The 21,853-nt window shown below is 41.6% G+C and carries 21 protein-coding genes and 1 pseudogene; 14 read left to right on the forward strand and 8 right to left on the reverse strand.

Going from position 1 to position 21,853, the window contains the following annotated elements; translation table 11 throughout:
* Nucleotides 1-470: 470 nt before the first annotated feature.
* Both VSA01S_RS16725 and VSA01S_RS16730 read left to right on the forward strand, forming a co-directional pair.
* Entirely contained in the window at nt 471-2,063 is a 1,593-nt protein-coding gene (locus tag VSA01S_RS16725) for a DUF4435 domain-containing protein (RefSeq protein ID WP_039981890.1), read from the forward strand.
* 141 nt (nt 2,064-2,204) lie between these two features.
* Nucleotides 2,205-2,642, forward strand: coding sequence for a GIY-YIG nuclease family protein (locus VSA01S_RS16730; protein ID WP_039981889.1), 438 nt, complete (start codon nt 2,205-2,207; stop codon nt 2,640-2,642).
* Nucleotides 2,643-3,056: 414 nt separating this feature from the next.
* Here the strand turns inward: VSA01S_RS16730 and VSA01S_RS16740 are convergent, their stop codons facing one another.
* From VSA01S_RS16740 to VSA01S_RS16765, 6 genes are read right to left on the reverse strand one after another with little or no spacing between them, the layout of a single operon-like run.
* Nucleotides 3,057-4,313 (reverse strand): Y-family DNA polymerase, encoded by a 1,257-nt coding sequence (locus tag VSA01S_RS16740; protein ID WP_039981888.1) that lies wholly within the window; start codon nt 4,311-4,313, stop codon nt 3,057-3,059.
* Nucleotides 4,313-4,720: a LexA family protein gene (locus VSA01S_RS16745; protein WP_039981896.1), complete on the reverse strand. Its 408-nt coding sequence runs from the start codon at nt 4,718-4,720 to the stop codon at nt 4,313-4,315. The genes VSA01S_RS16740 and VSA01S_RS16745 overlap by 1 nt, the downstream gene beginning before the upstream one ends.
* 59 nt (nt 4,721-4,779) lie before the next feature.
* Complete coding sequence (locus VSA01S_RS16750) at nt 4,780-5,238, reverse strand: hypothetical protein (RefSeq protein WP_039981887.1); 459 nt, start codon at nt 5,236-5,238, stop codon at nt 4,780-4,782.
* Nucleotides 5,239-5,242: 4 nt separating this feature from the next.
* Entirely contained in the window at nt 5,243-7,297 is a 2,055-nt protein-coding gene (locus VSA01S_RS16755; protein ID WP_039981886.1) for a site-specific integrase, read from the reverse strand.
* Nucleotides 7,297-9,042, reverse strand: a complete 1,746-nt coding sequence (locus VSA01S_RS16760) for a phage integrase N-terminal SAM-like domain-containing protein (protein ID WP_039981885.1) — start codon at nt 9,040-9,042, stop codon at nt 7,297-7,299. The genes VSA01S_RS16755 and VSA01S_RS16760 overlap by 1 nt, the downstream gene beginning before the upstream one ends.
* A complete protein-coding gene (locus VSA01S_RS16765) occupies nt 9,035-10,357 on the reverse strand; it encodes a tyrosine-type recombinase/integrase (protein WP_039981884.1) in 1,323 nt (440 codons plus the stop codon). Before VSA01S_RS16765 ends, VSA01S_RS16760 begins: the two co-directional genes overlap by 8 nt.
* Before the next feature lie 126 nt (nt 10,358-10,483).
* On the opposite strand from VSA01S_RS16765, the pseudogene VSA01S_RS20485 reads away from it, so the two are divergent.
* From VSA01S_RS20485 to VSA01S_RS16775, 3 genes and pseudogenes are all read left to right on the forward strand, one after another.
* A pseudogene (locus tag VSA01S_RS20485) lies at nt 10,484-10,891 on the forward strand (Y-family DNA polymerase); the annotation flags it as partial.
* Nucleotides 10,892-10,984: 93 nt separating this feature from the next.
* Nucleotides 10,985-11,728: a DinB/UmuC family translesion DNA polymerase gene (locus tag VSA01S_RS20490; RefSeq protein ID WP_258007732.1), complete on the forward strand. Its 744-nt coding sequence runs from the start codon at nt 10,985-10,987 to the stop codon at nt 11,726-11,728.
* A gap of 972 nt (nt 11,729-12,700) precedes the next feature.
* Nucleotides 12,701-13,723, forward strand: coding sequence for a replication initiation protein (locus VSA01S_RS16775; protein ID WP_039981883.1), 1,023 nt, complete (start codon nt 12,701-12,703; stop codon nt 13,721-13,723).
* Between the two features lie 73 nt (nt 13,724-13,796).
* Here VSA01S_RS16775 and VSA01S_RS16780 read toward each other — a convergent pair whose 3' ends face one another.
* Both VSA01S_RS16780 and VSA01S_RS16785 read right to left on the reverse strand, forming a co-directional pair.
* A complete protein-coding gene (locus VSA01S_RS16780; protein ID WP_244949880.1) occupies nt 13,797-14,600 on the reverse strand; it encodes a VUT family protein in 804 nt (267 codons plus the stop codon).
* Between the two features lie 29 nt (nt 14,601-14,629).
* A complete protein-coding gene (locus tag VSA01S_RS16785; protein WP_050567374.1) occupies nt 14,630-15,223 on the reverse strand; it encodes a helix-turn-helix domain-containing protein in 594 nt (197 codons plus the stop codon).
* Between the two features lie 241 nt (nt 15,224-15,464).
* Here VSA01S_RS16785 and VSA01S_RS16790 point away from each other — a divergent pair, with 241 nt between their 5' ends.
* The 9 genes from VSA01S_RS16790 to VSA01S_RS16830 all read left to right on the forward strand — a co-directional run bounded on the left by VSA01S_RS16790 (nt 15,465) and on the right by VSA01S_RS16830 (nt 21,842).
* Nucleotides 15,465-15,638 (forward strand): TraY domain-containing protein, encoded by a 174-nt coding sequence (locus VSA01S_RS16790; RefSeq protein WP_083932264.1) that lies wholly within the window; start codon nt 15,465-15,467, stop codon nt 15,636-15,638.
* A 214-nt stretch (nt 15,639-15,852) separates the two neighbouring features.
* On the forward strand, nt 15,853-16,353 hold the full coding sequence (locus tag VSA01S_RS16795) for a hypothetical protein (protein WP_039981882.1): 501 nt from the start codon (nt 15,853-15,855) through the stop codon (nt 16,351-16,353).
* An 86-nt stretch (nt 16,354-16,439) separates the two neighbouring features.
* Entirely contained in the window at nt 16,440-16,802 is a 363-nt protein-coding gene (locus VSA01S_RS16800; RefSeq protein ID WP_102857651.1) for a hypothetical protein, read from the forward strand.
* Complete coding sequence (locus VSA01S_RS16805) at nt 16,786-17,106, forward strand: hypothetical protein (RefSeq protein WP_039981881.1); 321 nt, start codon at nt 16,786-16,788, stop codon at nt 17,104-17,106. The genes VSA01S_RS16800 and VSA01S_RS16805 overlap by 17 nt, the downstream gene beginning before the upstream one ends.
* Nucleotides 17,107-17,481: 375 nt before the next feature.
* Nucleotides 17,482-19,605, forward strand: a complete 2,124-nt coding sequence (locus VSA01S_RS16810; protein ID WP_227739630.1) for a VirB4 family type IV secretion system protein — start codon at nt 17,482-17,484, stop codon at nt 19,603-19,605.
* A gap of 13 nt (nt 19,606-19,618) precedes the next feature.
* Nucleotides 19,619-19,900 (forward strand): hypothetical protein, encoded by a 282-nt coding sequence (locus VSA01S_RS16815; RefSeq protein WP_039981879.1) that lies wholly within the window; start codon nt 19,619-19,621, stop codon nt 19,898-19,900.
* Nucleotides 19,901-20,164 carry a hypothetical protein gene (locus tag VSA01S_RS16820; RefSeq protein ID WP_050567373.1) on the forward strand — a complete coding sequence of 88 codons (264 nt, stop codon included), beginning with the start codon at nt 19,901-19,903 and terminating at the stop codon, nt 20,162-20,164.
* An 8-nt stretch (nt 20,165-20,172) separates the two neighbouring features.
* Nucleotides 20,173-20,955 carry a hypothetical protein gene (locus VSA01S_RS16825; RefSeq protein ID WP_039981878.1) on the forward strand — a complete coding sequence of 261 codons (783 nt, stop codon included), beginning with the start codon at nt 20,173-20,175 and terminating at the stop codon, nt 20,953-20,955.
* Nucleotides 20,952-21,842, forward strand: coding sequence for a type IV secretion system protein (locus VSA01S_RS16830; RefSeq protein WP_050567372.1), 891 nt, complete (start codon nt 20,952-20,954; stop codon nt 21,840-21,842). Before VSA01S_RS16825 ends, VSA01S_RS16830 begins: the two co-directional genes overlap by 4 nt.
* The last annotated feature ends 11 nt before the right edge of the window (nt 21,843-21,853 follow it).

Genomic DNA, 21,853 nt, shown 5'->3' on the forward strand with positions numbered 1-21,853 from the left:
CAATTATTCACTGATAGGAGACGTGGGTAATGGTTGTTAACAAGCTTTAGTTTAATATTTGCATATCTACTCGATGTAAAACCAGCTAGCTTTGTTTTCGGAGTATTACCATAATCGTGTTACCGGGCCACTTTTGCCCCATTGTGTGTTAGGACAAATACTCATTCATATCTTATAAACGTGATTTTTGATTAGTTTTATTTACTGTATATATCAACAGTTATAATGAAACGTGGTGATTTTATCGCTTTAGTTCTGTTTTTAATAAGACTGATTAAATACATTTCTTACTTATCACACCCTCTTATTGAGCGTCAGGCGTGAAAAATTGTTATCAACTTCATGATATATATAGATTATATCTAGTATGATAAAGGTTGTTTATGCGTGTATTTTTGCGCGAAAGTAAGAATGCTTATTAATATACTGTTATAACGCAATCGTATATTCGGGATTAGAGTAAGGAAAATATGATAGAAACATTGAGTCTTCCTGTGAGTGGCAATCACAAAGAGTTAACTGAGATAAAAATACAGAAATCAATCATTCTTGCCGGGGCGAATGGCTCAGGAAAAACACGTTTGGGTACTTGGTTAGAGTTTGATGGTCCACAGAGTGAGCTAGTAAGACGAATTTCAGCTCAAAAGTCGCTATCTATGCCTGATAGTTCTCAAACGACTTCCATGGAAGAAGCCGAATGCCTACTTAGATATGGTTATCACTGTATCCAAGACGTACGATATGACCCGTCATACTATAAAAATCGTCAGAGATGGAACGGTAAACCATCTACAAGCTTGCTAGATGACTATGAACATCTCATGACGTTGTTGTTTACTGAAATGTTCCAAAAAACGATCGAGCATTCTCAAGGGAAAACGGAAAAAAATGAATCAAAAATATATAAAATAAAGGATATTTGGGAAGCCGTGCTTCCACACCGTGAATTAGTTATTGAAGCTGGTAAAGTTAAAACAAAGTTAAGAAATGCACAAGATGGATTGTATAGTGCATCAGAAATGAGCGATGGCGAGCGAGTTGTCTTTTATTTAATCGGGCAATCTTTAACACTTAAAGATGAAAAAATTCTCGTGGTTGATGAGCCGGAGCTACATCTACATAAATCAATTCACTCCAAGTTATGGGAGTTAATAGAAGTTGCAGTGCCTCATTGTATATTTGTATATATTACACATGACTTAGAGTTTGCCGCTCGAAAGAAAAATGCAGATATTTTATGGATTAGATCATTTGATGGTCAAAATTGGCTCTGGGAGCCATTACCGGAAAATGATGAGTTACCTGAAGATCTATTACTTGAGGTTTTGGGTAGTAGAGAACCTGTAGTTTTGGTTGAGGGTACTAACAGTAGTTTTGATCTAAAACTTTACAGCCTATTCTACGAATCATCTCTGGTGATTCCAAAGGGTTCTTGTGCAAATGTTATTCAAATTGTTAAAGGCATAAATGATTCAGGGTTGTTGAAGAGCGAGAGTGTTGTTGGAATTATCGACAGGGATAGACGTTCAGAAACAGAGATTAATAATTTGTCCAAAAATAACATTTATGTTCTTGATGTGGCTGAGGTAGAGAATTTATTTATTCTACCTGAAATCTTTGAAGTTGTTTGTGAGTCTCTAGAATTTTCTTTCTTAGATAAGTTTTCTGAACTGACAGAGAAAGTATTTACATCGTTTGAAAGTGAAATGGAGATGCAAGTATGTAAAAAAGTTTCTTCTGAAATAATGCATAAACTCCGTGGATTTAATGATAAATCTAACACATATGAAAATTTAGAGACTAGTTACCAATCAGTGATCGCCGATGTTGATTTAGGCAGGTATTATCAAGAAATTGAGTCTGAGTACAAACGAGTTTTGTCAGATCGCGATTATATGGGGGTACTGAAGTACTATAATCGAAAATCACTTCTTACGCTTGCCTGTGAAGTGCTAGGTATCAAAAGGGGAGAATATTCTAATCTTATTATTAGACTTGCCTATGGCTCTAAAGAAGAGATAATTAAAAGTGCACTGTCTAAATATTTACCCACGTTAGATTAGCGTTATAACAAGCAATTTAAGAGGGATTCACAACGCTTGGCGCCCTCACTTCAAGTCAGTTTAGTGGTTATGGCACAATGCTTTAGGTTTGGGTGGTGGCGTTGTTCACCCCTTAATTGGGTGTTATGAGTATTCATCAGTATGTACGTTTATGTTTTAGAACTAGAAAATCAAAATTATTACGTTGGCATCGCTGAAGATATTGGCTTGAGGCTTTGGACTCATTTTAAAATGGGCGACAAAGTTGGTTCAGCTTGGACGAAAAAACATAAGCCAATTAAAGTTGTCCATTGTAGTGAAATACTCCCAAAGACTAAGTGGAAATCCGAACTGGTTGAAACTCAATGCACTTTGCGTATTGCCAAATTAAAAGGCTTTTCAAAAGTACGTGGGGCTGGCTTTAGTATCTCTACTGAGGACTATCCTAAAAGTTGGGATGAAAAATTAGTTGGTGTGCCGCCAGCTGACTTTGACAAAATGAAGCCTTTATCAAATCAAGAGCTCAAAGTTCTATTTAAAGGAAAATATGAGCTCTGGTTGGAACAAAGGAAAAAGCGGCGGAAACCAAAATACTCATAACAAAGCATTTAAGAGTGATTCGCAACGCTTGGCGCTTTCGCTACGCTCAAGTATAGCTAAGTGCTGCTCACACCTTAATGCGGCGTTATCCCTACTTTTCCTAATACTTACCAGCCAAAATAGAGCAAAGTGCGTAACTCGCTTTTGTCCAAAAGTTTTTCAGGTTGAGCTTTACCCGTGGCACTTTCTAGCTCGAAAGTTCCCCAAAGTTTGTTGGGCTCGATAGAACCATGTCTACTCATGGCTCATAATCAGATGAGTGAAATGGAAAAAGTATGACCTTGTTTGATGCCGCTCCAGACTAACGAATTGCTTAGCGCAGTATGGGCGTTAACTGGCTGGAATTGTTCAATTTTTTTGGACGATGGTTTTATTACGAAAAAACATAGGGCTGTGGTACCCAGCAGCAGAGCGTCAACACTTTACCGGAGGCAAATCTCGCCAACATGTCGTGTACTGAGGTGTTAGAAGCTGACGCCGCATTTGCCACTTTTGCTCAATGCCTTGAGCGCCAAGAAACACAGTATTCTGGCCATAACGTTGATTCAAACCATCAAACACCGACATTAACGGCGTATTATTCGGAGTTGGGTTAAATAAATCGGATTGCTCTTGGCGCCCATCGGCTAAATCCAATAGCCCAACCCCCACCTTGTAAAAGCGCACACCTTCAGAAAAAAGCTGATCGGTCAGCTTTGAAACCACTTTCGTAATTTGCGTGACATCGGCTGTGGGATAGGTGAACCGATGCACGACACGCCGGTTATAAGAAACATCATCAAACGGTGAGCTCGATGCAAAGCACATTAACACTTTACACAAGGATTGCTGCCTTCTCGCCTTGCGTGATGCAATATCCGCATGGTGACACAGCGCCTGACGTAACGATGTTTCATCTACTATGCGCTCTCCAAAGCTGCGCGTAGAAAATATCTGCTTTTTGTCTGCCCTAGCTTCATCCCACTGCTTACACACCTGGCCGTTCAGCTCGCGCACTGTGCGCTCTAACTCTACATTAAACATCTTGCGAGCCAATGTGGCTGGATACTTGGTCAATTGCAACGCTGTGTTGATGCCCTGATTTTTTAGGTGGGTAGTGATCCGTTTACCCACCCCCCAAACATCGCTTGCTGAAAGCTGCTCGAGGACACGCTCACGCTCGGCTAAAGAATCGAGTACGCACACGCCATTAAACTCCGCGATTTTCTTAGCGGCATGATTGGCTATTTTCGCTAGCGTTAACGTTGGTCCCATACCAACACACACAGGTAACCGACACTCTCGCCAAACCGACTTTCTAAGAGCTTGCCCATGTTCACGAAGACAGGGGATCGCCAGCTCCGTTCGCTCAAAAGATAGAAATGACTCATCAATAGAGTAAATGTGCTGCTCAGGCGCAAATCGCCCGATAACTTCCATCATCTTGCTCGATAAATCTGCATAAAGCTCATAGTTAGAAGACAGCGCAATAACGCCGCGTTGCTCGCACAGTGCTTTCATTTGGAAATAGGGCTTAAACTTTTCGACCCCACATTCTTTAGCTTGCCGATTCGCGGCGACCACGCAGCCATCATTATTGGACAGCACAACAACAGGCTTACCCCGCCACTCTGGGCGAAAAACTTGCTCCGCGCTGCAATAAAACGCATTGGCGTCAACAAGGGCAAACATTATTCTTGCTCTAATAAATGGCTGGCTCGGTGACAGCGTATCGAGCGAATCACGACTCCTTCCACGGTGAAGGTATCGCATTCCTGAACTAAAACTGGGGTGTGATTAGAGTTAGCAGAGAGCAGCAAGCGGTGCTTAATATCAATCAACTTAAAAACAAACTCTCCATTTAGATTAGCCACAATAACATCCATATTTTTTAAGGAGACATTGCGATCCACGATCAAAATATTACCATCGAAAATCCCCACACCTTGCATCGAATCTCCTCTCGCACGCCCCAAAAAAGTTGCGCTTGGGTGCTCGACCAGTAGCTCGTCTAAATCGAGTGAAAGTTGACGGTATTCAGAGGCAGGAGACTCAAAACCTGTGATGCCAGCGCTGACAGAGATAGGAATAACATTCATAAACAATACTGGTTGTACATACAGTGTTATTATGATTGAAAATGGCATTAAGCGCAAGCTTACTTAATTGGCACAACTTGATTTCTTTTTAACGTAACCAGTTCCTCTTTAAGCTCTGCGTTTTCGTATTCCAATTCATCAATTCGAGCTAATGCTTTCACTAATTGGTCATTCAAGTGGTGTTGAGAAGCTGCTATCAATGCCAACTTATTATTAGCCTCTTGATACTTTTGCTTAAAGTTATCTTTGATTCGCTTTTGCTCGTTTAGCTTTTCACGAACAGCATCCATTTCTGGCTTGACGTACTCACCGTTACCTTTTGCGATGTCTGCCTTGGTTTGCTTTACCTTTTGAATAAAATCAGGATAGTAATAACCGCTCCCATTACCCAGATTAGCTTCTTCCTCTACAGCTCTTACGCTCAGTTTTCGGGTTTTGGGAATGCGCTTCGGCTTTCCTTGAGCAATTCTTTCTAACGCTGCTTCTAATACAATTAAGGTGTTTTCACTTTTACCCATAACCCTAGACCTCAACTATATTCAGTTCAGCCTCGAAAGGCACAAAATCCATATCAAAATCTCTCATTACGTTCTCTGCGGCTCTCACTTGAGTGATGTAGTGGCTACGTTCACTTACCGATATATCATCACTTTTTTCATTCATGTAAGCCGTTAGGCTACGGTGTTTAAGTTGCCACCACTTCGCCTGTTGTTCATCAATAATGCTACTGCTAGAACTACAATCTACGCAAAATTGAGGGGCGACCACACCATCCATATCACAGTCGTAGCCTGATTTGCAGTAGCTATGTAGAGAGCCGTGCAGTGTAAGTTTTCCCTCTTTTACCGCTTGGTATATTACATCCCAAGAGCTATAAATTGTCGGTACACCACCGCGCATTTTCATAATTGCTTTGCCATGTGAACCTGATAATTTTTCATTAGAGTGCCACTGCTTAAAAATTTTATCAGCTATAGTTTCAGCGTTTATGTCGTCAAGTATGGACTGAAATTTTTCATCAACAACAAGGTTTCGATAGCTGGCTAGCCTACCACCGTTGGTGTACCACTCGGTCATAGCGAGATACAGGTGCTTGAACTGCTGTTTGAGAGCAACCATTGTGCCAAAACGGTTCTTAATGCAATAGAATGCCAATGAGCGCCTAAATTGATGTGTAGTCATGTGCCAAGGCTTTCCTACTACAACATACTTTTTAACCCTCTCATGTGATTGAGGATTAGAATCTAAGCATTCTTGGTAGTCTTCCTCTGTCACAATAAAATTGAATTGTTTGCATAATAACTGAAGACGTTCATTCCAGCTTGATATTAATCTGGGTGGTTTAATGCGAGATAAGTGGTTAATCCAAAGGCTATTTGTGTACTTTTCATCTGGATAGGTCACTTCTTGTCGCCGCTGTTCAGTTAGCGTTGTCATGAGTTCAATTGCGGTCTTAGATGAACTGGCTGTTACCCATGTTTCTCGTTTTTCACCCAACTTAAAGGTGTGCGATTGGAGCATATGATACTCTCGACCTTCAAAAGTATCCTTGTAATAGCTATTTGGCGTGATCTTATCTAACTCTGAATCACGCATACCACTAAAACCGCCACACACAATGTAGCTTGCAGTTATCAATTGCCCTAGATACCGCTTAAAATCGTGGCCGTTGTTAAGTGGTATATCTGGCAGTTTTTTAGCAAGCCGCGCAATAATGTCACTTGGGTTTTGAGGCTGATTTTTCACAATGGCCATGAAATATTTTTGATTATCGATCTCGCCATTAGCCAACATAAAAGCATATGTCGCACCATTGGCAACATTCTCATCGAGAATTCTTTTCCCCTTAAGGTAGTTATCTTGAAGGTCACTTTCTGTTTGGGCGATTAAATGTCTATACGGATGCGCCCCCTCAATAAGCTCAATGGCTTTACCATAAATGGCATCACATAATCGCTCAGGAATAGTCAGTGTTTGTTGTGCCTCTAGCTGATTTAACCTTCTAGCAAGAACATCGGGCTTTAAAGGCCCTGGAAACTCATGCTTAACCTTATGCCACGCTGAATCTCTAATGACTGAATTGATAGAGACAATAGATGCCCTTATTGAAGCTTGAGAGTATTTTTTTTCAACCAAATACCCTTCAAAGTTAATCCAATTTGATGATTTCGAAAGAGCGCGTATAGAATCAAAGCCTTTCTCTGCCAAATGACGGTAAGCTATGATTGCATATTTGAACCTTGAATATGTACTAGTAAACTTCAAAGCCTTACGCTTTTTGGGGCATTTATTGAATATCCAACCGTAAGTAAAAAGTTTCAATTCTCGCTGTAAGTCTTTGTTGTTAAATTCATTAAAATTAAGAGTGTTCTTGTACTCCTTTTTGTTTCGTGAAAACGCAAAGCAATACCAAGCGCTATCACCGAAAGAGGCTGTTACCTTACCTGATTCATCCTTGCAGACCACAACTTTATCAAGCTCATCAAAACGTTCTTCATGATAGAGCGTGACCACATCGACTTCTTCTACTTTATGCTGCTCAGGGAAGCCATCTAAATATAAGTGTTGAACTGGCATTACACTCTCTCCTGTTGGCGTTCAGGGATTAAATAAAGGATAGATTCAGGCTCATCCCATGCTGGGTGAAGCCCATCGTCATCCAGTTTTTCTTGGGCTTGTTTTACTATTTTGGAATGAATCTTTGGAAGGATTTCAGAATCGATAAATACCATAACCTGCTCAAAATTCTTACGGTAATGGTGAGCATCCAAATGAAGATAAAGTGATTCTTCAATACAGGCTCTAAACGAAAGCAAGCACCATATATTTGCAACGGATTGAACAATCACTTGATGAGGACAGCCAAAACACCCCAACAAATCAGCACATGCGAGACGTTCTCCCTCTTTGGCTAACCCTTGCTTATGCGCTTTTTGGGAGTATTTTTGAGACTTACTGCCAAAAGGGTCGTCACAACTACCGCCGTTTGATGTGCGACTGAGGTTAGGTAAATTAATCGCATTTTCTGTTTCAATCACAAGCACATCAATGCCGCAGCTTTTCCTTGCTTCTTCCGTTTTGACACCACTTCTTGCTTGCTCTTCTCGAATCGACACAGTGTCTTGCATCATCCCCTTGTTACTTTGCTTGTTCCCTTCACTGTAATGCTTTTTTCGCACTTCAGGGGTACTATCAAGAATTATGTTATTCGCCAATTCACCCTGATGAAAAGTCGTCAATTGTGCGCCTGTTTCACGAAAACGACTCACAACGGGGCGCAATCGTCGCCCCGTTTGATCGGTGAAACTAAAGTGCCTTTCCACCCAAAGTGCAAGAAAACTATTTAAGGTATTCCTTTTGATAGGCTGTACTTTTTTCATGACAATAGTTTGCAGTAGTAGGGCATTTTCTCCAGTAGAAATTATTCGTGAAGCCTCAAATAACTTATCAAAAAAGTCCATCGAATATTTGGGTATTTCTAGCTCATGCTCACCCATTTCGACACGAATGGTTTTAAAGGCTCTGCGCTTAAATGCTGGCATCGTATACCATACCTCACCCAGCGTGGTTGAGGTTTTCTCGGGCTGCTTTAACTTGAATAAGGCACTTGTGTTTGCGTAAGTGTAATACGCCATTAAAAACGTAGCAGCCGCCATCATTTTTGAGATAGCAGCACATAATGGATAGTCACTGCCTTTCCAGTGAAAAGTCATGGTAGGTATATTATAGGGCGCTTTGATATACCTCTCAGGGTCATCTATGAACTGTTGGTGCGTTTGTTTAAATAACGCCCGTAAGAAAGGGAGTATCTGTTTTAAATCGCTTCTAGTGTAGGCTTCAAAAGGTTCGATATCATCACGATATCGATTAACAATATTATCAAAGTACGAACGGGGTAAATCTAAATATTGAGTAAAGAGGCTCTGCAATAATGTGTGGCTTTTACTATAAGTTGAGTTTTTGATTTTCCCTCGCATGACACGCTCATTTTGATGATTCATATAGCCTTCGATTGATGATTGAGTAAAGGCTTCAACATCCCTCTTGTCACACCACCGAATGTATTGGGATAACTTCAAGAAATAGGAGTATAGGTTTTCGTGACTACCACCTTCCTCGATAATTTCATCAAATCGAGTTTTTAATTGAAGAATGAAGCCTTCTCTATCGACATATTCAAACTGTTTACTTTTCTTTAAATCTTCAGTAGATGGGAGGCTTTTCAACAATAAACGATTGAAATCAAGTGATTTTTCACCATCCACATCCAACTGAATACATAAGTCGGGATTCCACTTATGAAGGTACGTGACGTTACTCATTCTCAGCCTCCAATACTTCGTGCATGATGCTATCAAGTATGCCAAATTTAACTTTGAAGGCTTCTTTACGTTTCAGGTAACGCAGGTACTTCCAAGTGGTTGATTCGTTTTTATGTCCCATCCAGCTCATTAGTAATTCCATAGACTCAACAACAGACAAACCAGCTTCAAGCAGGTCATTAAGACGATACGTGCCATACGTTGAACGTAAATCATGGAAACGATGCTCAAAGGCAGGGGAAGTTTGTTTGATTTTCTTTCTTAACTCCGACCATCTGGCTTCAATGGACTTAGGCGATACAGGGTTGCCTTGCTCACTAACAAACAAAGGTTCATGGTTTAAACAAAACTCTAATGCCTCAACCACTTCGTAGCTCAACGCCTTTGCTGACTTTTCTAGGTTGTTGAGCTTGGCATTTAGTTTGTTCACTCGCTTTAAACGTCGATCACATGTGCGGTAAGTGCCTAGCTTATCAAGCAAAGCTTTCGATATTTCAATGGTTCTCTCTTTACCGTATTTCGTTTGTGCACCATTTCGATGAGGTGAAACCGTAATCTCATAACGATGCTCAGATTCAGCAAGTGGTTTAGCGATATCGAGGGCATCCAGTGTTAGCGTGGCGACCTCTTGAATTCGAAGTCCAGTATCAATAGAAATCAAAATTTGAAGCCCTAGCTCTTCGGATGCAACAGGCAGATAGTTAGTAAGAATCGATAAGCTGTCCTGACTTAATGGTTTCAAAGGGCGAATGTTTTTGCTGTCACTGTCTCTTGGCACTTTGATTCTTAAATCATTGGTTTCTATCGTGAAGCGTGGTGCAGTGTGAGCAAGCATATCGGTTCGCATAATTGATACAAACTCCATCAGAAATGGCGCTTCTTTCTCGTTCTTTATCTTAAGATAACCATCATGCATCAACCACTTATAATAATTGACTACCTGATTCATACGCACACTGGCGGTAGAATGTGCCAACTTCCCTTGTTTTATTAACTTCAATAAATGAGAGCGAAATAAGTAAGTCGGCTTTAAACGCTTTACAGGTGGGAATACATTCCATTGAAGATTCTTATCCTCTAGAAATTGGTAGTAGTCTTTTAAAGCTTGAGCGCAGGGTTGCAGGTCTACCGCTTGTTTTACGGCTTTTTGATAGAAGAGATAACTGTTTGCTTGGTGATTAAATTCACCACTTTCAGAATAGAGTGTTGGCAGCGAGCCGATATTGTCAGCTGTAGGCGAAACAGAGCATTGCCCATTACTAATAGAGAGATTAGTTTCTTTGTAAGCATCACTAGAATTGATTAAAAATGCCATAAAGTCCTCATGGAAAAGTACTGGTTATACACACAGAGTAGTCAGTGATAATACTTCTTCCAGATTTATTTATGTGTGTAAGTTGCTTTTTCTACACTAACCTGTCGTAGTACACGTTTTTATGCGGAAGCATGCGTGACCTACAAGCCTCAACTCAGACAATTACCTTTATTGGTCACAGCTGGCCAAGGCATTTCTATTGCAGCCAATCGCGCTTGCACAAATATCGGCATTGCTAAATTTACGCCTATTTGGGAAGAGATAGACCGTTTACGCTTGCATAGAGGCATTGTGTATAAAGCTAACTTTAATACCTTCAGTCACCACTCAGACCGCTTTATGACAGCGCTTGAGAAGCACATACAAGGCGCCCGATCTATGCGTTATAGTGTTGACGAAGTCTTTATAGATATGAGCCACCTGCACCGCATTAACGTTAACCTCGATGAGCATGTATTGTTCTTACGAAAAGCGGTTTACAGGGAAACAGGGGTTCCAACTGGTGCCGGTGTTGGTAAAACCTTAAGTTTGGCCAAGGTCGCTTCCTGGGCTGCAAAAAACTGCCAACCTTATCAAGGGCAATGTGTACTGATCAGCGAAAAAGAAATCAATACTGTTTTAAAACAAATGCCAGTAGGAAAACTTTGGAATATTGGAAGACAACTGAACAAACACCTTACTCAGGAAGGTATAATCACCGCTTATCAGTTGAAACAATGTGATCCAAAAACTTATCAAAAACGTTACTCCATCAATGTTGCGAATGTTATCTCTGAACTCAACGGAACCCCTTGCCTCGATTTTTCAACGGAACGAGAGAAGAAAAAACAGATATGGTCGACCGCTTCTTATCGAGATCGTCTGCATAACCAAGAGGATCTATTCGCAGAGTTAGCACACCATTGTGCTGAAGTTATGCGTAAGGCCCGTGACCAAAAGAGTGAAGTAAAAGTATTATCAGCGTTTGTGAGTACCTCTAAATACGACCGCTGCACTCCTTTTTACCGTCGTATTGAGTCGACATCAGAAATAGGCTTTACGGATACCAGCTTTGCATTGCAGGAGCTGCGTCATCAGTTTAATCAACTCCTACCCGAGAATTTAGCGACACAACCCATTTATAAGTTAGGTGTGGGCGCAATTCGTTTATTGGATGCAGACATCAAGCAGTATGATTTATTTGATTATTTCGATAACAAAGAGGCCTTAAACGATACCTTAGATCAACTTAATGATCGTTTTGGAAAAGGCATTATAGGTTTTGCTAGTCAGCATCGTGGTTATAAAGAACGTCGGGGTGAAATAGACATGCTAGAGCTTGAAAACTACTACACGGATATCAGTGACATTGTTGTCGTAAAATGTATATAAAAACGATATCTACGATGTTTGGTGGTATGTGTTTAACTTATGAGCGCAGCAAAAGAAGTTATGCACATGCAAGCCATTGGTAAGCAAGAGGCTATTTAAATATCAATATGAGGGACGATTGTTGGTATTTAAATAGAGATAGGTAAAGAAGGTAATATAGGTAGTAAAGGGTAATAAAGGTAAAGGGAATCTTTTTATATTTATTTTTCAATGTTTTAAGTACTACACTCTAACATGGAACTTGTATGAAACTAACATTAAATCTGCCGAATCTTATATGGAATCTGCATAATCTAACATGGAACCTGACCACTCTAACCTTTAATCTACCCAAACTAACATTAAATCTGCATTATCCACAGATATTAGTGACATCGTTATTGTGAAATCTATTTTAATATTAAAAATATAACAAATTTATTGTGCGCGGAGCGCAAAGCCTAGTTATCACACGTACCCATAAGTTCGGTTGTGTGTCAAAGAGTGGACAGCTTGTCTGTCCATGTTTGTCCACAATCGAAACCAAATGAGGTTTAAACACGATAATTCATTAATCAGAGCTCCAGATAATCTTTTATCCACATATCTCATTGTAATAAAAACAAGAGTATTTTTACTTAGTAACGCGAAATATGAGTGTTACTAAGTAAAAATGGAGGTATAAATAAGGGTAATAATATATAAACAAGGGTAAAAGGACTCTTTTTATCTTTTTAAAACAATTGCTTATGTGACAAGTTGTGACCTAAAACTTCCCGACCTATGACCTAAAACTTCCCATCCTATGACCCAAAACTTCCCGCCCTATGACCCAAAACTTCCGGACCTATGACCTAAAACTTCCACTTATCTACATGTAGAAAATTTATTAAGAAGCTAATTAAAGTCACAATTCAAGATGAAAAAGCACCCAACATATTACCTAGTGTATTATTGTTTAGGTCACATGTTAGGTAGATTTAGGTAACAAGTATGAAGAAAGAAGAAGGCAAAAGTGTTACAAAGCCACATGATGCTATTATTGCTAAGTTCAGAATGAGTGCCCGCGAACAAGATCTTGTAACTCTGGCTTTTATGGAAGTTAAAAAATTCGCAGATAAAAGTAAAGTTGTAAAAGGTCAGTTTGATCCATCAATTCCAGAAACGTTAGAGTCATTACCAACAATTTTCTACTTCACGCAAGAGAAAGTCGCGAAGTTATTAAATGTTTCAGTAAAATCGTTAAACTTAATGGATAAAAAAACGGGTAAAACTTTCTTGCATTCAGTTTGCGACCGATTGGTTGGTAGAAAGGCTGAGATTAGTACACAGGCGGGTGACTTTTTAGTTGCTAATTTAATTAGTGAAGCTGAGTTTAACAATGGAAAGTTGAGGCTCGAAGTCACACGTAGCCAAGCAGCAAGAATGCTGGACTATGGGCTGAATAAAAATAACTTTGGCATTATTGATGCAAAACTTGTCTTGGGCTTTAAAAGTGCTTATACGAAGAGAATCTTTGAAATAATTTCACGTTTTAAAAATACTAGGGATTATACGACGAGCGTTGGTGAACTATGTGCGATGCTCGGAACATCTTTAGATGAGCACGCTGATTTTTCTCGATTTAGACGCAATTGCTTGGATCGCCCACTTGCACAGATTGTGAAAGATTCGGATGGCGTATGGGAGTATAAAAATCAAAAAGGATATGTATTGGAAACTCGACAAGGTAAAAAAGCAACTAATGAAACTAAGATAACATTTAAAATGAAACACAATGAGAAGTTATCGACTGCCAAAGCAGACTTAGCCTCACCAATGGATTATTTTTTAGAACAATACAGACTAGTGGTAGATTATGTATTCGAAGATATTCCTCTTTCAAATAATGCGCTAGATACTTATCAATTGGCGTTAACTGAGGTCATGAAGCAAGGCGAACTACCAAGTGTTGTTGGCGGATTCGGTGGTGCGATGGAGCTCTATGCAAAAGCAAAATCAAAGATGATTGCTTAGTTAATGTTTTATAGGGTAGCGACGCAAAATAGCGTCGCTATAAAAAGAAGCTATCAATTTCTACTATTAATACTCAATGTTTTATTTTCATTGCTAGCTGTTTTGTCATTATATATAGAATCGGTACTGTTATAAAAGAAAAAAGAACTTTTATTTCGAAATTAGAAGCAATGAAAAAGTACGTGTCTATATTGAATAATTTTTCATATTTGAAAAATGATATCCACAATATTGTAAAGAAAAACTGACTTATTGTTGTGGAAGTTATGGACCTTAACCAAAGAGCTTTGTTTTTTGTGATATATTTTATTTTCTTAAATACGAAAGCGTTAATTTGGTCTGCAATTAATGAACAGAGTCCATTAATAAAACACAGTTTTATCATCGGTCCGAATACAACATTTATGTATTCTTCATCATTCCCAATTGCGGGGAAAAGAGATGATAAATAGATTAGTGTCCCAGATGAAAACATCAAGCATGCATTGATTAGAAGAGTTTTTCTTGCTGCTATATAACCATATGACTGGCATATAGTATCAATGAATAAAAATGATAGGCAAAAAAGTAGAATTCCTCCTGGTTGTTTCATTCCTAGAACTGTGATCTCTCTCGGTGCAAGTAAACAAGAGAGAATCATGCACATATAGAATAAACACCTAAGGAGACTCAAATAAGAGGAGTTTGTTGATTTATATATTGAGTAGCCTCCAAATAACCCCTCCTCTATGACAAGCTTGTCACTATATAATTCTTTGTACTTTTCGCAGAGTGTGATTTTATCTTCGTTATTGAAGTACTCTATCATTTGACTTTCGATGATAAAGTCAATGCTAGAATGCATTTCTTTACCTTTATCATCTGTGTAATAAGCCATTTTTTTATTAAACCTATAAATATTTAGTTTCATATTTCTATTTTTTTTATTTCTAAATTCATGAAAGTTGCAACAACATAGCCAATAATTTCGTAGTCTTCTATATTCATTATTTCTTCCAGATCACCCCTTCCGAACCATTTTGTTGAATATTGATCATTATACCTCGTTATTATTTTGTAATCATTGTTAATTTTTGAAAGGTATTCGCCTGGTGTGTTGTTTTTGTTATCGATACTTATGATAATTGATTCTTCATTGTATGGTTGTGTATTGATTCCTTTCCATGCTTTAGTGTTATTTTCTATTAGGTTGTCCATTTTAATAATAATATATCCGTCAACCTGATCAGCCTTAATACAATATATTGGAATACGGTTGTCAGGTTCTATGTCCATCCTCCCTTGTCCGGTCATTATCCAATCTGAAGATATCTTTAATTCCTCTGAGATTACTTGAATGAGTTTTTTAGGATTAGAGATCTTGTTGTTGATTGCTCTTGATATATAGCTTTTCGCAATACCGGTCTTTCTATCTATGGAGGCTGGCGTCTCGCCGCGGATGTGTATCGCTAGTTTGATGCGGCTACCTACAGTGTCAGAGTTATTTTTAAAGAAAATCATATCATTCCGTGTCTTGGATACATCTTGCTCATTGCATTTTCACATTTATGAGTGCCATTTTCACTCTGTCAATTGTAGTAAATGAAGCAGTTCTTGTTGAGTAATTCGCCATTGTAAACTTTGTTGTATTTATGTGTAAACTAAGTTGACATATCTTAGGATATGCAATATTGTTTATATGTAGATGCAACAAGCGCATCACAACTCATTTATTCGGTTTCACTAACCACGGTAATTATTTATGAGTTCAAGTTTTGAACAGGAACAAAGCGAGGTTGGCGTTCAGTTTAAAATTTCGAGTGATGCTAATGCCGTTATCACTCGGTCCGCTAAAGAAGCCATTCGGTCAAAAAAAGCGGAAGCCAAGCTTCGTTTAGAAGATCACTGTAAGCGTTTCCCTGACTGGAAGCCTTAGAGTTAATACAGCTTTACGCAAGAGCGCCTGGCGGCGTGGGATGCGAAATTTCCCAATCAAATCACCATTACGCCAATTCTGGGGCGATGTCCAAGTCCGATTTCATCGGTGACTGGGAATACCAGATTTCTTCCTTCTTGGTTCTCTGCAGAACCCATTGTTTGACTCATTGTGGTGAGTCAAACAATGTTCATGTATGAAATGGAGAGTAGAAATGCACAGCTACACAATTCATTATTGTTATTGTCCAACTCATGTTTTTCACAAAGCTACACAGGCTTTTGAAAAGCAGACTTCAATTCTTCAAATTAGAACTCTTGATACAAAAGAGGAGCATCAACTTTTTGCTTTATTAACCACGGCTTCATCCATTGATATTCCTTATCATGTGACACCACTCCAGGTCCCTCAAAGGGCCCTTTGCCCTAAAGAATCCGATCGTCAAAAAAAGGTTGAGTATCCGCTTCATTCTATTTTGTCTCGTAAGAAAGTAGCCAAATTGCTCCTTTCTACAGAAGAGATTGCCAGTTATAAACGTGCAAGACGACATTACCGCAGGCAAAAAAACGCAGCGTTGACGGAAAAAAACTGGCGTCAGCACACGAACCGTCGTGATGCTTTAAAAGAGTTTCAACGTGCTCTGACTAAGCATCAGCCCTACTACTCACCCTTTGTTAAAACGGGTCAGTATACCCCTTACAGCGTCGCTCGATAAATCGCACACTTATTTGGTGTCATCGAGTTGGGTCCAAAACATGTGCCTTTGTATACCGAGTTTTATTAACCTAAGCAGTTATTAATATGGAGAAACACCCACAACTTATCATCAATCAAACCCTGCACCACCATTCCTCCTACCTCGGCCTTCCCATCGAAATCTTTGCTTTTGCCATGCTGCTTTGTTTGTGCGGCACTGGATTACTGATTTCTGTGTTTGGTTTCGGGATAGGGCTTGGAATGGGCGTGTGTTGGACCTTACTGGTGTTGAGGCCACTGCAAATCGCGCATCGGCAAGATATTCATGCTTGGCGATTGTGGCTTCGCACTTTTCAATCGGCGCAATTGAGCGCACATCTTGTCAATAAAAAGTCGGTGTTCGTTCAAACACATCGACGAACTTTAACGTTTCAACAATGGAGAAAACATCATGAGAAGACGCTATAAGCAGTTATTTGCCACCTTTTTTTTAATGCAATTATCGCTGGTTTGCTTTGCCAGTGTCTCTCTTGGAGAAGGAGGAACCGGTCCCTTTGCTAAAGTCGGAAAATTCTTTCAAGACATCGTCGATTTTTTAGGAGGAACAGGATCGATGTTTGTAATTTTCCTTGCTTTTGCTGGCGCCATTGCCCTTTGGGTTCTCAAACCAAAGGAAGCAGGTCCGGCAGCCGCTTGGGCTTTAAGAGCGTGCATTGGGGCCATCTGTATTTTTGGCCTTGGCACGCTGATTACTTGGGTCAAGTCATTTTAAGGAGGACTCATGACGGCGCTCAATACACAAATTCCAACCTATGGGATCATTGGGGACCATAGCGTGTTAACCAAAACGGGGAGTGTACTGGGCGGATTATCTCTCAGTGGGGTTGAGCCCGTGTCACTGTGTGCAAAGGAGCGGCGAAGGCTGACCCAATTATTGCGTAATGTTATCCAGCGTCTACCGTTTAAGTGTGCGTTAAGTCAATATTACTTCCATTACTGCAGCCCTCCCTTGGTCTTAAAAGTACGGCCTCATCCCCGAGCCCAATTGGTCTCAGAGCGGCGAGCCTCATTTTTAAATCATCAACGAGCCTTGTATCAGTCTCAGCTGTACTGGGTTCTTGAGGTCCCCCGAGAGGCGATGGAAGGGATGGCCTGGCTGTCATTAGTTTTTCAAGCGCTGTTTGATAAACAAAAGCGGGCCTTGCTTAAGGAAAAGTTGTCCTTGCGTCATGCCCTGGTGCTGGAAGAGAAGCAGCTAAATGAGCAAATTGAGTGCCTAGATGAAGCCTTGGATAATTTAAATCTTGGTATCAGCTTTCGCTCTATCGATAACGAACGGCTCGATACTCATGGTTTGTTTCGCTTACAAAAAGCGTTAACAAGTTTGACGCCCGATGTTCTTACTTCAGGGTTGAAAGCGCCTGAGTGGGACTGGGATGTCCTGTTGGCCACAGGAGATGTGGACGTGGTGATGATTGATGGCGTGCATTACCTCAAAGTCTATGGCAGTCAGGTGAGGTACGCTCGCATTGCCAGCGTGCAAGGTGTGGGATTGGATAGCGTGCCTGAAGTGGCTTGGGCCAGCGACATCAATCCGGTGTTAGAAAAAGGCAATTATCTCTACTTCACTCGCTTTGTGCCTTTTGATAAGGGCGAGAAACGAGCCATGGTATCGAGTAAAGAGCAAGACATGGTGCGCGACAGCACCAAGGTGTCTGACATGCTATTTGGCACCGCTTCCCCAGCGGAAATCAAAAAGCGGATTGAGGCGAACCCGAGGCTCAACGCGATGGCCGAGTCATTGGAACACATTGCGCACGATCCTGACCACTATGGTCAATGGCTATCTTATGTGGTGGTGTTTGATGAGGACATTCAACGCTTAAAGCAGCAAGTGAAACGACTCAAATCGGTGTTGGAAAATGCTGATTTTCACCTTTTATGGGAAAGTGTGGGCCTATCGGACGCGTATCAAAACCTACTGCTTGGCTGCGCGGATGCCCCCCTTCGCGCTCTTCTGCTCAACAGTACACAAGCTTCCGCCTTGTCTTTATTTTTTCGCAGCCATCCTGGGGTGCCCAGTTGGTACTTGGGAGAGACGAAAGAAGAGGCGGTTTACATACTGGAAAGTGACGACGGCGTACCTTTTCATTACACCCCCTTTGTGGGCGACAAGTGCTTGGTCATCGGTGTGGGACCCACTCGAAGTGGAAAAACCTTTCTCAAGCTTTGTATTGCCACGCATTTTCTAAAGCTAGGCGGCATGTATTGTGCCATGGACATCGATGAAGGTAGCGAGCCCCTCGCCCGCTTTTTTGGCCAAGACAGCGCGCTGTTTTGTCTGAAAGAGGCGCAAAGTACACAAGGTTTTAACCCTTTTACCCTCTGTGAAGGGCCTGGTGATGACACTTTCTTTCGTCATATGAAGCACCTGATCCGTTTGATGTTAAGTATGAATGAGGCCATTGAATATCAAACCTTGACCTCTATCGAGCAAGAGGACATTGAGCGAGCTATCCGTCAAACTATGGCCAAATCAGGGGCGCTGTGTTCATTCTCCTCCATGCTGGGGCAATGCGCGCCCACGCTGCAAAAGAAGCTGGCTATGTTTCGTCGTGATGGTGTGTATGGCAATTTGTTTGATAACGACGAGGATGCCATTGGGCAATTGGACAGACCATTTAGTGTTTACAACACCCAAGGCGTCAAAGACAGTCCACAACTTGCGGCGCTGATCAATACCGAGATTTTCTTTCGCAGTGTGCGACTTTTTGAAAACCCCACTTACCGAACCAAGGCCAAATTTTTAGAGGTGGACGAATGTCAGTACGTGCTTTCGCAGCCAGGTGCGGCAGAGTTTTTAATTGCTAAGGCCAGAACCTGGTTTAAGCATGGCGGTGGCATGGGGTTTTGGACTCAGTCGCCCAAGCATTACAGCGCACTAGAAGAGTGGTCAACGCTCAGAAGTGCGGCCACCACGTTTGTGTTCATGAGCGATCCGGAAATGAGCCGGGAAGAATACCAGCATGCCTTTCCGTTCTTATCAGACAGCGAATGCCACACCATCATGGGTCTGAAACCCAAGCAACAAGCCTACATCAAGCAAATGGATATCGGCATCGCTAAGGTCGTCAATTTGCACGTCGAAGATGAGCAATACGCCATCGCCACCTCCCGGCCTCATGAAGCGGCTTTAGCTAAGGCCATCTTTGAAGCTGAGCCAGATATTGATAAGGCCCTCGACCGTATCGTGGAGGCCATTCAACGTTAAATAAGGAGCTGTTATGTCTCAACATCGTTTTCAATCTCAAAACAATCAACTGCACGTTCTGTGTGGTTGGGACCGCCCTCTTCAAGGGTTCTTTCTTGTCATTGACCGTGACGGAACATTCGAAAGTACGCCGATTTATTCCAACTTATATGAAGACACGCCGCACCCAAAAACCTTTGATGGGTTTGCGGTGGTGTTGGCGCGGTTTGGCATTGATATGCCCAGCGGATTATTGGAAGCGTTGGCGTCAGATAAGGCTCTCAACACAGGTAACTCAATCAACAGGTGGACGTGAATGATGTCACAGCACCACTTTCAATATGGCCAGTTTCATGCCTTATGCGGATGGGACCGAGATAGACAGGGATTCTTTCTTGTCATTGGTCATGAAGACAGAGCCAAACCCATTTTTTCCAACTTGGACGAAGACTACCCCGAGCGTTTCGATGTGCTTGCGCAAGTATTGCCGCAATTTGGTATTGAAATTCCTGATGGATTTTTTGATGCATTGGCGCGAGATAAATCAAAAGACATGGGCAATCGGGTAACTAGCTGGTAGGTACGCATATGAAAAAATCATTGATCGCACTGTGTATCAGTGCGCATTTCTCTTTGTCGGCGGGCGGTTTTCCGACCATCGATGTGGCCAATTTAACTCAAAATATCAGCGAGTATTCGTTAATTCTTAAAGAATATGAGCAAGTGCTTAAGCAAACGGGCATCAACACCCACGAACTGCTGACCGCCATTAATCAGTATGAACAAGTCTTGCGTGAATATCAGGTGCTGCTTAACCAAGCTAAGTCGCTTGAGTACAAGATTGATCGCCGAGATTATTCGGGTATCACCCGTGATTCACTGCGCTTTACTGAGCAATATCAAGGCAGGCAAGGCTCGGGAAACACTCAAGCTGTCGTCAATCGATACGGGAGTGTGGCGCCAAAAAGCGAACTCGACACTCTGGCCAGCTCAGCACTGGGCTACACACCGTCGGATATGAGTCAGGCTTACACCTTAGCCAATGATGCGAACTTGATGGAGCATCAGCGCCAGTCTTACCAGCAGCGTATGGTGAAAAGTCACCAAGACATCGCGCACATTGATGAGCAAAGAGTGGGGCTGGGTGAGCAAAGCGAGCTGGCGACGTTACAGCTGATGGTAGAGCAAAACCAAGTGTTGATTGAGCAGATAGCGACGCTCAATGAGGTGCAGTTGTCGAACATGACCTATTCCAACCAAGCTTCTCAGCGGCGCCATCACGTCGAATACCAAGCGGCGATGAAACGCTTAAAAGCGATCCAAAAGGCCAATAATACCGCCATTCCCGTTGATGAGAGGCTGCTGCGATGAATCAGTTTCGAGAAATCTTGTTGTCTGGGGTGAACGAATTTATTCATGCTCTCTTGCAGCATCCCGACATCAACTGGTTTGCCATAACGTTAATGGCGGTCTTGATTGCGCTGGTTTATTTCACCGAGGTCAGCAAATTCATGCTCAGTGGTCTGGATGTGGAGTCCATTGCCCAGGCAACCTTGATGGTGTTTGCCACTTTGTTGCTCTTTGGCAGTTTTACCACGGTGTTTGATGTGGCTTATGCCATGTTTGATGATTTGGGGCTGCTTTTTCTCAAAGTAGGAACGGGCAACGCCGACCCCTTTTTTCTCAGCAAATGGGTCAGCAAAAGCTTGGGTTACTTATATGGTGAGGACGTCTCCCTTTTTAACATGGCCATTGGCGATGTGCTCTATACCCTGTTGTGGCATGTCACGGCATTTTTGCTCCAAGCGGCCATGATGGTCATCAGCATTTGGTCTTTGTTGACGTTAGCACTCGCCAAAATCTTAGGCTTGCTATTCATTCCTCTCCTTGCCCACCCCGCTACGCGGGGTTTGTTTGATGGTTGGTTCAAGCTTGTGCTGGGCAGTTTGTTACTGCTTGTGTTGCTTCGAGCAACCGGCGTGTTAGTCGCAATTGCACTGAAAGCACAGTTTCACACCATTGGGGTTATCAACTGCCAGGGTAATCCTGATTTGTCGGCGTGCTCTTACGCTGCCCGTAATGTGTCGCATATGTCGACGGAAGATTTTGGTCAGGCCATTTGCACCATGGTGCTGTCGATTGCCTTGGTGTTGGCCTCGATGTCGTTTGCTGCTGCCATAGGAGGGAGCGTGGTGTCACCGAGCAAATCGGTCGGTCGCGGCGCGGCTCAGTTAGCGAAGAAATTCACTAAGTTCTAGTCGGAGGCACA

Source organism: Vibrio sagamiensis NBRC 104589 (genome assembly GCF_007990935.1).
In the GTDB taxonomy this organism is placed as follows: Bacteria; Pseudomonadota; Gammaproteobacteria; order Enterobacterales; family Vibrionaceae; genus Vibrio; species Vibrio sagamiensis.